The sequence below is a fragment of the Autumnicola aciditolerans genome (assembly GCF_041679265.1).
GTDB lineage: Bacteria > Bacteroidota > Bacteroidia > Flavobacteriales > Flavobacteriaceae > Autumnicola.
This window is the reverse complement of sequence record NZ_JBGFSM010000007.1, coordinates 126359-140374: the sequence shown is the minus strand read 5'-3', so window position 1 is coordinate 140374 and position 14016 is coordinate 126359. Positions and strand designations below refer to the sequence as shown.

At 41.0% G+C, this 14016-nt stretch carries 14 protein-coding genes; 4 read left to right on the top strand and 10 right to left on the bottom strand.

Annotated features, from left to right (window positions below):
• Positions 1-15 precede the first annotated feature (15 nt).
• The 4 genes from AB8M93_RS09430 to AB8M93_RS09415 form a co-directional block, all read right to left on the bottom strand.
• Positions 16-1893, bottom strand: coding sequence for an Nramp family divalent metal transporter (locus AB8M93_RS09430; RefSeq protein ID WP_373057326.1), 1878 nt, complete (start codon positions 1891-1893; stop codon positions 16-18).
• Between the two features lies 1 nt (position 1894).
• Entirely contained in the window at positions 1895-2551 is a 657-nt protein-coding gene (locus AB8M93_RS09425; protein ID WP_373057324.1) for a metal-dependent transcriptional regulator, read from the bottom strand.
• 6 nt (positions 2552-2557) lie between these two features.
• Complete coding sequence (locus AB8M93_RS09420; protein WP_373057323.1) at positions 2558-3337, bottom strand: transporter; 780 nt, start codon at positions 3335-3337, stop codon at positions 2558-2560.
• A 343-nt stretch (positions 3338-3680) separates the two neighbouring features.
• A complete protein-coding gene (locus AB8M93_RS09415; RefSeq protein ID WP_373057322.1) occupies positions 3681-4421 on the bottom strand; it encodes a TerB family tellurite resistance protein in 741 nt (246 codons plus the stop codon).
• 182 nt (positions 4422-4603) lie between these two features.
• Here AB8M93_RS09415 and AB8M93_RS09410 point away from each other — a divergent pair, with 182 nt between their 5' ends.
• The 4 genes from AB8M93_RS09410 (at position 4604) to AB8M93_RS09395 (ending at position 7038) form a co-directional block, all read left to right on the top strand.
• The gene (locus tag AB8M93_RS09410; protein WP_373057321.1) at positions 4604-5014 is read left to right on the top strand and encodes a BrxA/BrxB family bacilliredoxin; all 411 of its coding nucleotides are present in this window, start codon (positions 4604-4606) and stop codon (positions 5012-5014) included.
• A gap of 116 nt (positions 5015-5130) precedes the next feature.
• A complete protein-coding gene (locus tag AB8M93_RS09405; RefSeq protein ID WP_373057320.1) occupies positions 5131-5520 on the top strand; it encodes a hypothetical protein in 390 nt (129 codons plus the stop codon).
• A 57-nt stretch (positions 5521-5577) separates the two neighbouring features.
• The gene (locus AB8M93_RS09400) at positions 5578-6309 is read left to right on the top strand and encodes a lysophospholipid acyltransferase family protein (protein ID WP_373057319.1); all 732 of its coding nucleotides are present in this window, start codon (positions 5578-5580) and stop codon (positions 6307-6309) included.
• Between the two features lie 69 nt (positions 6310-6378).
• Positions 6379-7038, top strand: a complete 660-nt coding sequence (locus AB8M93_RS09395) for an HD domain-containing protein (protein ID WP_373057318.1) — start codon at positions 6379-6381, stop codon at positions 7036-7038.
• 25 nt (positions 7039-7063) lie between these two features.
• On the opposite strand, the gene AB8M93_RS09390 is transcribed toward AB8M93_RS09395, so the two are convergent.
• From AB8M93_RS09390 to AB8M93_RS09365, 6 genes are all read right to left on the bottom strand, one after another.
• Positions 7064-7783, bottom strand: coding sequence for a DUF72 domain-containing protein (locus tag AB8M93_RS09390; RefSeq protein ID WP_373057317.1), 720 nt, complete (start codon positions 7781-7783; stop codon positions 7064-7066).
• A gap of 142 nt (positions 7784-7925) precedes the next feature.
• Positions 7926-8708, bottom strand: coding sequence for an Fpg/Nei family DNA glycosylase (locus AB8M93_RS09385; protein ID WP_373057316.1), 783 nt, complete (start codon positions 8706-8708; stop codon positions 7926-7928).
• A gap of 80 nt (positions 8709-8788) precedes the next feature.
• On the bottom strand, positions 8789-9862 hold the full coding sequence (locus tag AB8M93_RS09380; RefSeq protein WP_373057315.1) for a PA0069 family radical SAM protein: 1074 nt from the start codon (positions 9860-9862) through the stop codon (positions 8789-8791).
• Positions 9863-10038: 176 nt separating this feature from the next.
• Positions 10039-11628, bottom strand: a complete 1590-nt coding sequence (locus AB8M93_RS09375) for a hypothetical protein (protein WP_373057314.1) — start codon at positions 11626-11628, stop codon at positions 10039-10041.
• Between the two features lie 123 nt (positions 11629-11751).
• Entirely contained in the window at positions 11752-12534 is a 783-nt protein-coding gene (locus AB8M93_RS09370; RefSeq protein WP_373057313.1) for an enoyl-CoA hydratase/isomerase family protein, read from the bottom strand.
• 21 nt (positions 12535-12555) lie between these two features.
• Positions 12556-14010 carry a sensor histidine kinase gene (locus AB8M93_RS09365; protein WP_373057312.1) on the bottom strand — a complete coding sequence of 485 codons (1455 nt, stop codon included), beginning with the start codon at positions 14008-14010 and terminating at the stop codon, positions 12556-12558.
• Positions 14011-14016: the final 6 nt, after the last annotated feature.

Below are 14016 nucleotides of genomic sequence, written 5' to 3'. Positions count from 1 at the left end.
TTTCACATTTATAAGTCAGGCTATAAAAACCGGGATTTTCACCTTATGCCTTACTGTTTCTACTGTGGTACCAAATATCATGTCTTTAAAGAAAGAATGCCCGTGGCTTCCTAAAACGAGTAAATCAAATTCTGCCGCATTCACTATTTTTGGAATGTTCTTTTTGGGCACACCAAAAGCCAGCTCAACTTGAGCTTTGTAGCCATGGGAATGCAATTCTTCCTTATAACTTTCAAGATATTCATTATCACTAAAGGTTTCATGATCTTTTATATCACTGCCATAAATTAAAGCTCCGGCAGTTTCCACCACATGAATTAAAGTATAGTTTGCCTCTTTACCTCCTATTTGTAATGCTGAAGAAATACATTTTTTATCTGAGGCAGAAAAATCTATGGCAATAGCAATTTTTTTATAAGATTCCGGCATAGACAATTCCCCTATTTCAGCTTTGGTTATATGTGGCACCATTGATCTTTTTTGGTATGAATCTTTTAAGTATGGCCAAACCCCGATAAAAACAAGAAGCAAGGCAGCGGCAACGGCAATTGGAACAATAAATATCCAGATATACACCGGATGATCTGAAATTCTTATCCAGCCGGCAAGTTCATCAATTACCAGTTTGGCATTAAGGCTAACAATAACAGCGGTAATTAACCAGGCGGCAATTCGCAGCGGCCAGTTTATGGCAAAACCTTTCATCAGCTTCTTATCGCTCACAAAATGAACCAGTGGAATTACGGCAAATCCCAGCTGAAGACTCAACACTACCTGGCTTAAAACCAGCAGCTCTCCTGTTGCTCCTTCCCCAAAATAAATTACCGTTAGAAGTGCCGGCACAATGGCTATAAGCCTGGTAACCAACCGGCGTACCCATGGCTGAATCCTTAAATTAAGATAACCTTCCATCACAATTTGCCCGGCCAGGGTCCCGGTTAAGGTAGAGCTTTGGCCTGCGGCTATAAGAGCAAGGGCAAACAACACAGGTGCCCAGGAGGTGCCGAGCAATGGCTCCAGTAATTTATGTGCATCTTCAATTTCGGCAACTTCGTACATGCCGTTTTTGTAAAAGACAGTCGCGGCGAGAATAAGTATGGCCGCATTTACCAAAAATGCCAGGTTAAGTGCTATGGCCGAATCTAAAAAGTTAAACCTTAATACCTGCCGTATCCCATGCCTGGTTTTTTTTGTGCGCCGGGTTTGTACCAGGGAAGAATGCAGATATAAATTATGTGGCATCACCGTAGCCCCTATGATGCCAATAGCAATATATAGGGCCCGGCTATCTGGAATAGAAGGTATAAAGCCGGTGGCAATCTCAGCAACATCGGGTTTGGCAAAAAACATTTCAAGAAAAAAACATAAGGCAATTACAGCAATTAGCGCGACGATAAAAGCTTCCATTTTTCTTATTCCTTTATTAATGAGGAAAAGCAGCAGGAAACTATCTAATACGGTGATACACACGCCCCAGACCATCGGAATGTCAAAAAGCAGCTGGAGCCCTATGGCCATACCCACCACCTCTGCCAGGTCACAGGCGGCGATAGCGATTTCAGCTAAAATGTAAAGGATAAAATTTACCGCTTTTGGATATTCCCTTCTTGAAGCCTGGGCCAGGTCCAGCCCGCTAGCCACTCCTAATCTTGTACAAAAACTTTGCAGGAGCAGGGCCATGATGTTGGACATAAGCAAAACCCAAATAAGGCTATAACCAAACTGGCTCCCGCCCGCAAGATCTGTGGCCCAGTTGCCGGGATCCATATAACCCACACTTACCAAATACGCCGGCCCTAAAAAAGCCAGAATTTTTCTCCAGCCGGTTTTCTTGCCTGATGTTTTTACAGAGCCATGTACTTCTTCCAAAGATTTTGTACTTCTTTTTTCCATTCTATTCCAGCTGAATATAAAGATTAGAAGCGGTTTTATGAGAAAGGGTGATCGTATTGGAATCTACCTCCAGTTCTATAGACTGGTCAAAATCTTCTATATGACGAACTTCTAAAATGCTCCCCAGGCCAATATCCAGTTTATCCAGGTACTGAAGAAAAGCCGCCGAAGAATCCTTTACCCCAACAATTTTTCCTGAATCTGATTTTTTACAGGCAGAAAGCAAAACTTTGGAGGTTTGGACAAAATTTCCCTGGGCATCTGGAATAGGATCCCCATGTGGGTCCCGGCGCGGATAATCCAGAAATTTATCCAGCTCTGTGATTAATTTTTCAGATTTTATGTGTTCCAGTTCTTCGGCCACCTCGTGCACCTCATCCCAGCTAAAATTTAATTTTTCCACCAGGAAATATTCCCAAAGGCGATGCCTCCTGATAATCTCTACTGCTGTTCTACGTCCCGAATCACTAAGTTTAGCGCCCTGGTATTTTTTATAATTTACCAGTTTCTTTTCTGAAAGCTTCTTCACCATATCGGTAACCGAAGATGCTTTGGTCTCCATTTCTTCTGCCAGGGCATTTGTACTTACCCCGTTCCTGTAATTTTTCTCCAGGTGAAAAATGGCTTTTAAATAATTTTCTTCTGAAAGGCTGAACATATTAATCTAATTTGGTAACCTGAAGCTAAGGCCGGCACCCAGCATCAGATTTTGTTCGTTATTAATCCCAAAGCCTGCTAAAGCATCTAATTGCAGATTATCCTGAATTGCATAAGTCAAACCTGCATCACAAAAGTGTGCTGCCATGCCTGCTTCAGGTATTTCGCCATAGAGTTCGGCATATGCGCCTAAACCTGAAGTTAAGCTGTAGGAATAAGAAACCGTATATAAGTAAACCGCCGCAGGTTGCGCTCCCGCCCATGCAGCACCAAGATTATAGGATAATGCGCTCCTGTCACTCAGGTTATTGGAAAAGGCAAAACGAAAATCGACTCCCGTGCTTTCAGGACGATACTCTTCGGAAACCGAAAAAGGCAGGTACAGGTGGCCTAAAAACCCAATTTCAGGCAGCCATCCATTTTCTTCGGCAACACCAATTTTTACACCAGCCAAAAGTGGTGAAAAACCGGTGCTTATCTCTGCCACAGCACTGCTCCTGCCAGGCTGGGATTGAAAAAGGTCTGCTCCCAACCGCAACTCCAGATTTTCCAATAACCCGTAACGAAGTAAAGTTGTACTGTAAGTGTAGTTATTGAGCCTTAGCTCCTTTTCGCCATAATTTTCATAAAGAAAACCGGTTTCCACCTGAAAAGATTTATGCGGGACAAGCCGCGGAGATTCTGTTGCGTCTGGCCGGTCGGTAATAAATTCTTTGGAAGTTTCCTGAGCTATTGCAGACAGGCTGCCGGCAACTAACGATCCTGCAAATAAAAGCTTCTTTATCATTCCTAATTCTTTGAAAGTCAAAGATGCGAAATATTTTATAGAATAAAAATAAAAATTTAGGCAAGTCTAAATTTTTATTTTAAGCCGGCATTATCTATGGTTGAAGGAGGTTCGGGTTTTTTAAAAATTCTTTTGCGGCACCATTAATATGAGTTTTCAGGAACAAATACCGCTAAAGATATTTAATAGAAGAAGAAATTTTTTGGTAAAACCATGTGAGTTACACGAAAACAAACTATTAAAACAGCAAAATTCGCGTTAGGGATTGCAGCGAAAATCCTTTTGCGAGGCACGAGCAAAAGATTGCAGCATAAAGCCCGGGCCGCAGGCAACGCCCAAAATATTACATTCCGCGTTCCTTTTGAATCTGCTCATAGGCTTCCTGCACTTTTCGGAATTTTTCCTGTGCTCCTTTGCGATAGGCCTCATCCATATGGCCCAGCTTATCTGGGTGGTACTTTTTGGCCATGGTACGGTATGCTTTTTTAACTTCGGCGTCGCTGGCATTTTTCTCAATTTCAAGGATTTTATAAGCACTCTCGGCAGATTTCTTAAGGAACATTGCCTTGATACTCTCAAAATCCATCCTGGAGATGCGCAGGTAGCCGGCAATTTCCTGGATTATTTTTGCTTCGGCAGGACTTACATTTCCATCGGCCTGGGCAATCCCAAAGAGAAAATGGGTTATTTGCAGCCGGGTGGGATATTTGGTACGGTGCGCCAGGTATTGGGCAATTCTGTAGGCAGAGAGTTCTCTGTTTTTGATAACTTCATTGAAGGTTCGGAAGGTGGCATTGGCTCTTTCCTTTCCATAGGAACTTACAAAATAAGAGCGCACATAATCCAGCTCCCGCTGGGAAACCTGCCCGTCTGCCTTTATTACTAATGCGCACAGGGAAAGCAGGTTAAGCTCGAAATCTCCCGGGGAAACGGTTTGCTTTTTTTCTTCTCCAAAAAGGCCGCTAAGCAGCCCGCCGGTGGAGCGGGTGTAGTTGTCCAGTAAAGTTCCTATTAAAAAGCCTGCAACAGCTCCGGGGATCCTAAAGTAAATCAGGCCGAGTATGGCCAGCAACCATTTAATCATGAGGCAATTTTTCTTTCCAGGGCAAAGATAACATTTTAGCTAAAGTCTAGGGCCGTAGAAGGTTTTTTAAAGCAGTGTTTGCATAAATTCAACCTATTCGCTCATAGGAATTTGAGATACGCGCACTTAAAGTTAATTTGTATCTTTGCAATTCACTTAAGTATAATATAAATTATCAATATATGTATCCAGCAGAATTAGTAAAACCGATGCGTGAAGATTTGACCAATATCGGTTTTGAAGAATTGCACACTGTAGAAGAGGTTGATGCCGCGATGAAAAAAGAAGGAACTACTCTGGTAGTGGTGAATTCGGTTTGTGGATGTGCCGCTGCTAATGCCCGTCCAGGTGCCAGAATTTCTTTGCAGAATGCAAAAAAACCAGATAACCTTTACACCGTTTTTGCGGGAGTAGATAAAGACGCAACAGACCACGCCCGTGGGTTTATGGTGCCTTTCCCTCCTTCTTCGCCATCTATGGCATTGTTTAAAGACGGGGAACTGGTTCATATGCTAGAGCGCCACCATATTGAAGGACGTCCTGCAGAAATGATCGCAGAAAATCTTGCCGGTGCTTATAACGAGTACTGCTAAAATCTTTCTTAAAAAGAATAATATTAAAAACCGTTTGGATGTATTTCTAAACGGTTTTTTAGTTTTTAGACGCAACCATTGCGGAGTTTGTTCATCTTGGTGAAAACAAGCTTTCCATGAAATCTATTTTTCTGTATTTAATTTTCCTGCTTTTAAGCTGCTTTGGATGTTCCACACAAGGCGATGCCGTTTCCAGGGAAGAAGCCTCAGCACAACTTCAGCTTAAATTAAATGAAATAAATGAATTTATTGCCGAAGCTTCCTGTACTGCAGATGGGAATTGCACCTACATTCCCTACGGAAGCAAATCCTGCGGAGGCCCTCGCGGATACCTGATCTATCCTTCAGGCATTGATGAAGCAAAACTTGAAGCTATGGTAGCCAATTATACCGAAGCTGAAGAAAGCTACAACGAGAGATACCATATTCCGTCCGATTGCAGTATCCCGGCACCGCCCGCTAACCTGCGCTGTGAAAACGGAATTTGCATAGAGAGAGAAGACTGATTCTGCACTTGCCCTGTGTTGGTTTAAAAGCATATTTTTGTGCTTTTAAACATTAAAATGAAAAAAATACTTTCCTACCCGCTTTCGGTAATAAGTTATCTCTTCTTTTTTATCACTTTGCTGGTTTTTCATGTGATCCAGTGGATTAGCCTGAAGCTTGGCGGGTATGAAGCTCACAAGAAAAGCGTAGATTATTTTAATTTCGTTTTAATGCGATGCCTGGATGTGCTGGGCTCCCGTTTTAGCTGTGATAATCCGCATCCTATTCCCGCAGATAAACCCTGCATTTTCGTGGCCAATCACCAGGGAATGTATGATATCCCTCTTATCATCTGGTATTTGCGAAAGCACCATCCTAAATTTGTAAGCAAGAAAGAACTGGGCAAAGGAATTCCCGGTATTTCCTTTAATTTAAGGCATGGCGGCTCTGTATTGATAGACCGGAAGAACGCCAGGGAATCTTTGGTGAAAATGGCCGGTTTTGCCAAATATCTCAAGGAGACCAATCGCTCGGCGGTTATTTTTCCCGAAGGCACCAGGAGCCGTACGGGGAAGCCAAAGAAATTCGCCGTACGCGGCCTGCAAATCCTCATCAAGCAAATGCCCGATGCGCTTATTGTGCCGCTTACCATTAATAATTCCTGGAAATTATTTCGTTACGGGATGTTTCCATTGGGATTGGGCATTCACTTTAAACTGAAAGTTCACAAACCAATTCCCGTGAATTCTGATGATCCTGAAAGCCTTATCGCCCTTACCGAAAGAACGATAATTGGGGATATTGAATAACCATTATAATTATTAAACATAACTCGACTTTGCCGACTTTTAAAACTGGTGAGGTTTAACCACTATTGCATGACCACAATACAAGCTGAAATTATAGAAAACACCATTGCTTTTGTAAAAGAAACTCTTAAAAATGCTGAAGGGGGCCATGACTGGTTTCATATCCAGAGAGTTTACAACAATGCAAAATTAATCGCTGAAGGGGAAAATGCTGATGATTTTATAGTAGCCCTGGGCGCTTTGCTTCACGATATCGCCGATTCCAAATTTCATAACGGTGATGAAACGATAGGTCCTAAAACCGCTGAAGATTTTCTTAATTCTCAACAGGTTTCTTCAGAAGTAATTGAACATGTAATAAAGATCATCGAAAATATTTCTTTCAAAGGCGGGAATGTGAACAGGGAGTTCAGCTCTTTAGAACTGGACATCGTCCAGGATGCGGACAGGCTTGATGCTTTGGGAGCTATTGGCATTGCACGCACTTTTAACTACGGCGGCTATAAAGGCCGCGGCTTATACAATCCTGAAATTAAGCCAAACCTTAACATGAGCAAAGAGGAATATAAAGCTTCTTCCGCCCCTACTCTTAATCATTTTTATGAAAAACTCTTATTGCTGAAGGACAGGATGAATACCCAAACAGGCAAAGAAATTGCCGAAAAGCGTCATGAGTTTATGGAGATTTATCTGGAGCAATTTTATAAAGAATGGAATGGCGAAGCCTGAAGGAGGAAATCTTTAAATGCCTCTTTTAACCAAACATCTCCCGTAACTCCATGGCATTTTTGGGAGCGTTAGCTTCATAATCATTATTAAAGTAAATATAGATTTCGCTGGCACCGCAATCTTTAATCTTCTCGTACCATTCCCGTAATTCAGATTTTGAATAATGATAGCGGTACCAGTCTTTTGCCAAACCATGAAAGCGAACATAAGCGGTCTTTTTCCTGGTCACAATCATATCATCGGGAAAACCCGAAGCCGAAATGGAGCAAAAACTAACGCTGTTTTTTCTCAAAATTTCATAAACCTCCTCATCAAACCAGGATTTATGGCGGAACTCAATTATATTTCGGTTAGAAGTTTTTAGCATTTTACAAAAATTGATAAGCTTTTCGTCATCCCGGTGCTGGCTGGGCGGCAATTGCCAAAGAATGCAGCTAAGCTTGGTCTTCATCACATTTGCCACTTCCTCAAAATTCCTTACCGGCTCTTCCACATCGTTAAGCTTTTTCATCTGGGTAACGTAACGGCTGCCTTTTAAGGTGAAGTTGAATCCCTTTGGAGCGGTTTTCTTCCATTTTTCCAGGGTGGATTCCTTCGGAAATCTATAAAAGGTATTGTTCACCTCTACCGTATTGAACTTTTGGGTGTAAAATTCCAGCCAGTTTTTCTGAGCCAGTTTTTCAGGATAAAATGTCCCGCGCCAGTCTTTGTAATTCCAACCTGAACAACCTATAAAAATCTTCATTACTTCACTTTTTAGCTAGCATTAAAATGGCAACTCGAGCGCAGTCGAGATGTTATCTACCACCCCGGCCTTCGGCCACCCTGCCCAACGGAGTCATTCAGGCGGGCCCTCCTTAAAAAGAGGAGAACTTTTTTCAAATTTTTCACTTCTCTTTCTGGCAATTTGGGCAGAGATAAGTGCTCCTGCCGGAAACCTTTATCATTTTCACTTTGCCTTTGCAGTTAGGGCAATCTGCGCCTTCTTTTCTATGCCTGGTAAGATAGCTTTCCGGGAGCCTGGAATCTTCAGTTTTACTTTTTATCACCCTTTTCAAAACTTTATCCATTTCTTTAAAAAGACATTTTTTATCTTTTTCTGAAAGATTCTCAGTTTTAGATTTAGGATGAATACCGCACTGGTAGAGCATCTCATCGGCATACAAATTCCCAATTCCGGCAATAACATGCTGGTCTGTCAACGCGCCTTTAATGCTTCCCTTTTTCTCCTGAAGCAGTTCCAGGAATTCCTTTTCCTCAATATCCAGCGCATGGTTTCCGAGGGAATGTTTTTTCTGAAAATCTTCCACTCCATCAGCCATATAAATTTTTCCGAATTTTCGCGGACATACAAATGATAACCTGGAATCATCATCAAAAATCGTGGTTAATTGCGCATGCTTGGGAACCTCATCATGCTGATAATATTCCATTTTCCCAGTCATCCCAAAATGAAGTACAAGCTGCTGGCCGGAACTTATCTTCAGAAACAGATATTTTCCCAGCTGAGTGGTTTCTTCAAATTTTTGATTTTCCAGGGCCTTCTTAAAATCCTTTTGCGGTGACTGAAAAAGTTTTGCAACCCCCGTTTCCACCTTTACAATTTTTTTGTGCAGCGCAGTGGCATCTACATATTTTTTCTGATAAGCAACTTCAGGTAATTCAGGCATAACTAATAATTCATGGTTTTACCTGAAGTTACTGAATAATTGCTGCTAAGCAGAAACCAAAAGATTGAAAAAGCGGAATTTTAAAAAAGTTTTAACTGCCCGTCCTTAAACTGCCGGTGCAAATCGAAATTGAGTGGTTTACGATCTATATCCTTCAAATATTTCTTGCGGGCTATCTTAAATTGCTGTTCCACCTGCTCTGCAAATTTTCCTTCGCCTTTCATCCTGGTCCCAAACCTGCTATCGTTTAAACTTCCTCCATGAATATCTTCAATTTGATGCAACACCTTGGCTGCCCTTTCTGGCATCGCCTTTTTAATCCAATCGGTAAAGATCTGGCCAATTGCCCCGTTAAGCCTTACAATAGTATAGCCAACACTTTGCGCACCCCTTTGGGCAATCTCCTTTACCAGCGGCATAATTTCATGGCTGTTAATAGCGGGAATTATAGGTGCCATCATTACGCTCACCGGGATGTTCTCTTTAGCGAGTTTTTCGATCGTTTCCAGGCGTTTTTTTATACTGGCCGTGCGGGGCTCCAGGATTCGCCGCGTTTCTTCATGCAACGAGGTAATAGAAAGGTTTACCCGCACCAGGTTATCTGCGGCAAGTTCTTTTAAAATATCAATATCCCGCTGGATGAGCGCATTTTTGGTGATTATCCCCACCGGATGGCGATATTTAAGGAAAGTCTGAAGCAGTTTTCGGGTAATTTCAAGCTTCTTTTCTATGGGCTGATAACAATCTGTATTTCCTGAAAGCACTATGGTTTGCGCATCCCACCTTTTGCTGCTTATCTTTTTTTCCAGCAATTCCACTGCATTTCGCTTTACCAGGATTTTCTGTTCAAAATCAAGGCCTGCGCTAAATCCCCAATATTCGTGAGAATTGCGGGCATAGCAATAAATACAGCCATGTTCACAGCCCTGGTAAGGATTAAGGGAATATCCCATTCCCACATCTGGACTTTCCACTTTATTTATAATGCTTTTAGGAAAGGTATCTATGAGTGTTGTTTTGTTTTGATAGGCTTCTTCTCCTTCCACAATGCAATAATTTAAAAAATCATCCCTGGTTTCATGGCTGTGCGCATCAAACCTGTTATGGACATTTAATTGCGCTCCTCTTCCTTTAATAAAATCCTGCTTAGACATAAAACAAAAATAAGGAATAAATCCTTTATATTGGAATTATTCCTATTTATGTTTAACTCAAAATATTTTTGGCACCTTGGCTTAATCAAAAAAGGTCCAACCGAATATCAGTTGAACCTTTTAATTTTAAAGCAATGTTTTGAAATCAGGATCAGGGAGTCTTTTACTCCTCTATTTTAAAGTGTGAGTTTTACAATGCGCTTCTTTTTTCCCTTATTACCTTCAAGGATAATCGCATCTTTATTATTGGTAACTATACCTTCAGCCACTTTATAGGTAACTTTGGACTCTTTATTATTTATGATTTGCTCATAATCAAAGTCGCCATCCGGCAGAATTTCAATAGCATAAAGGCTGAGTTTTTTAACTTTTTTATCGTCAAACCTTATCCTGTTATCCTTTAGTTTTTTAACCTTATCAGAACCATTCAGCAAAATAATTAAGCGATCATCTTTATAGGTAGACAAACATGAATAATAGTCTATAGCCTTACCTGCTGTAGCCTGGGATTTGTTGAAATTACGGGCCCATTGCATTTTGCCCTCAGTATTTATTTTACAGGCAAAAATATCTTTGAAGTAAAAAGTGGTGGTAGTGGTCATCATGCCATTCATACCGCTCATCATGTGGGTAACCACATAATATTCTTCTGCCGTAAAATAGGTATTTCCCTCTTCATCAATATGGAAGCCCCTGTAGGTGAAATCCCTTAATTCCTTTCCTTTCTCTTTCTTGCGTTTTCCTCTTTTTTCACCGTATTTATCAACCATGAATTGCTCGGTAAATGGATTCAAAGAAGAGGTTCTTAAACTAAAATTTTCCTTATTTATGTTATAATAGACCGTTCCCTTATAGCGGTAATCATTTTTTTCTGAATAAAAACCAACACAAACCAAATTATCCTGGTTATTGACCAATTCCATAGAACCAACAAAATTCTCGCCTGTGTTGAAGGAGAGTTCACGCATCCCTTCAGCAGAAAGGCTAAACAGTTTATATTCATAATTAGCCTTCCCGTCTTTCTTTGCACGTTCACTTTCATATTGTTTGCCTAAGAAGTAAACCGTGCCATCCTCATTATCTGTTGTAACCGAATTATATTCAAACAACCTGTCCTTAATTCCTTCCTGCTTAAACTCTTTCTCAAATACCAGTTCCAGTTTATCATTATAGACCTTTACCAGGTGGGTTTCCTCCTGGTCGTCCTTAAGATCAAAATTAAAGGTGATAAAGTTCTTATCTTCAGAAAGGTAAACTTCTCCCGTAGGATCATGGTCTACGCTTCCCATGTTGGTAATAGGCAAGATGCCTACCAGAATCATGAAAGGTTTTTTTACATCTTTTCTGGAGACCGAAAAGATTTTCTTCTTTTCAAAGCTGAATTCGCCTACCGGAGTAGTTAGCAAATTATAATCATTAACATTGGCACTTCTATCTCTTTTGTATTCTATAATGTTGAGCTTTCCATCCTTTACAAAAAAGCTTTTAATACTGCTGTCATCAATTTCATAATCATATTCCCCAATTTGCTGCAGTGACTTGTCGTAATGTTGTAGAAGGTAACCTTTAGGGCTTTTAATGAGTCCGCCGCTGTACATCCTGGCGGTATAAAAACCGCCATTCCCATCGTAGGCGGTAAACATTAATTCAGAATCTTTCTTATCGTCTTTCTGAATTTCACTTTTTTGAACCTGAATAGGTTTAATTTGGGCACAGGTGCTCCATCCTATTAAAAACAGGATCACATAGGCTTTTAAAAATTTCATGGTGGATTAATTTTGTTATGGCGCAATATACACAGCCTTAACAAAACTTTCACCCTTGGGCATAAAATTTTTTCAGCTAAGAAACAGGTACTATTTCAAATTTTAACAGGGCAGAAAAACCTGTTATTTCCCTGGGAATTCTGCTTTTCTTTTATGCAGAAATGCTGAAGTCCCTTCCTTAAAATCTTCAGTACCAAAGCAATTCCCAAATTCTTCAATTTCAGTATCAAAACCATTTACTCCGGCCTCGTAATTGGCGTTAATGGCTTTAATAGCGGCACTAATAGCCACAAGGGAATTCTTCATAATCTTTTCAGCAAGCTTTTCAGCAAAATCCAATAATTCCGTCTGCTCTGTTACATGGTTTACAAGATTGTACTGCAGCGCCTGGTTGGCATCTATCATCCCTGCGGTCATGATCATCTCCATCGCCCGGCCTTTCCCTACCAATTGGGGCAAACGCTGCGTACCACCATACCCGGGTATTACCCCAAGAGAGACTTCGGGAAGGCCCATTTTAGCATTGTCACTGGCAATCCTAAAATGCGCCGCCATGGCCAGTTCGAGTCCGCCGCCAAGGGCAAAACCATTAATTGCGGCAATTACGGGTTTTGGAAAATTGGCCACATAATCAAACAACTTTTGTTGGCCTTCTGCAGCAAGTTGTTTTCCTTCTTCCGTAGAAAAGTCTGAAAATTCACTAATATCGGCGCCTGCTACAAAGGCTTTTTCGCCGCTTCCGGTTAAAATAATCACTTTTGCCTCTTCATCTTCCTTTGCATCTGCAAAAGCATCATGCAGTTCAGCAATGGTTTCTTTATTAAGTGCATTGAGCTTTGACGGCCGGTTAATGGTAATTTGCAAAATTCCGCCGCCAATTTCTACAATAATGTTGTTGTACTCCATAACATATTTTTTGTTGGTTGTTTATTTTGGAAACCTCACCTTAAAGATAGTGCCTTTATTGGGATTGGAAACAAAGCTAATGGTCCCGTTATAAGTCTCCACAATGTTCTTTACCATAGCAAGCCCAAGGCCCATCCCGCTGGATTTAGTGGTAAATTTAGGTTCAAAGATCTTATCCTTGTTTTCTTCGGAAATACCCGAACCATTATCGCAAATTGTTACACAAACTTCTTCCTCCTCTTCTTCCACGCTCACCATAATTTTCGGATTTTCCTTTCCCTGAAGGGCCTGTACGGCATTTTTCACCAGGTTGGTAATCACCCTTATGAGCTGTGTACGATCAAATTTCGCAAGGATTTCTTCTTTTTCTGAAGTGAAAATGATGTATTTTTCATTAAAAATATCCAGGGCCAGTTTTACAATTTTCGGCACATTAAGCGTCTCGTTTTGCTGCGCCGGCATTTTGGCGAAATTTGAAAAAGCAGAAGCAATAGAGCTCATGGTATCAATCTGGTTAATAAGGGTAGCGCTATATTCCTTTACCTTCTGCTCGATATTAGGATCGTTTTTATCAAATTGCCGCTCAAAACTTTGCACACTAAGCCTCATTGGCGTTAGCGGATTTTTAATTTCATGCGCCACCTGTTTTGCCATTTCCCGCCAGGCCTGTTCCCGCTCGCCTGTGGCCAGTTTCACCGCGCTTTCTTCCAACTCGTCTATCATGCTGTTATATGCTGATACCAGGGCGTAAATTTCTTCGGTGGCATTGCTAAGCTCAATTTTCTGGTTTCTTTTATCCAGCCGCGTCTGGTTTATTTTTTCAGAAATAATCTTCAGGGATTTGGTGATGTAGCTGGACAGGAAATAAGACATGATAATTGCCAGCACGAGCATAAAGAGATAAATTTCCCCCATGCGCATCAGGAAGTTGTGAAGATCGCGGTTTAATACACTGTCATCCTGAAGATATGGCAAATACAATATAGCCAGTGGTTTAAATTTATGATCGGTAATATAACTGTAGGAAGACTGATATTTTTGCCCGTTGACTTCAGTTTTTCTGAGCACCCTTTTATTTGAAGCGGCATCCAGCTTTTTAACAATTGCCGGATCAATGCGGGTATTAATGGTGTCCCGAAAGAAGGATTCTTCAGATTTTACCAGCAGCCGGCCTTTAAGGTCATAAATATTGATTTGCATTTCGTGCACTGTGGCCATTTCGTAAATCTTCTGGCGTTCCTTAAAAATCGCAGGAATATTTTCTGTGTTCACAAGGTAGGTGGTACTTGCCAGGACAAACCTGATATTTTCCTTAATAGCCTGTTCTTTGCGCTCCAGCCTTTCTTTATGATAACTTTCAGCCTCCTGCTTGTACTGGTAAACGGTAACGCCGGCTATAAGAATAGACGCCCCCAAAACCAACAAGATCATGGCTATGAAAATACGGGTGCGTAAGGAAAGTTTTAAGAGCCTCATAAAATT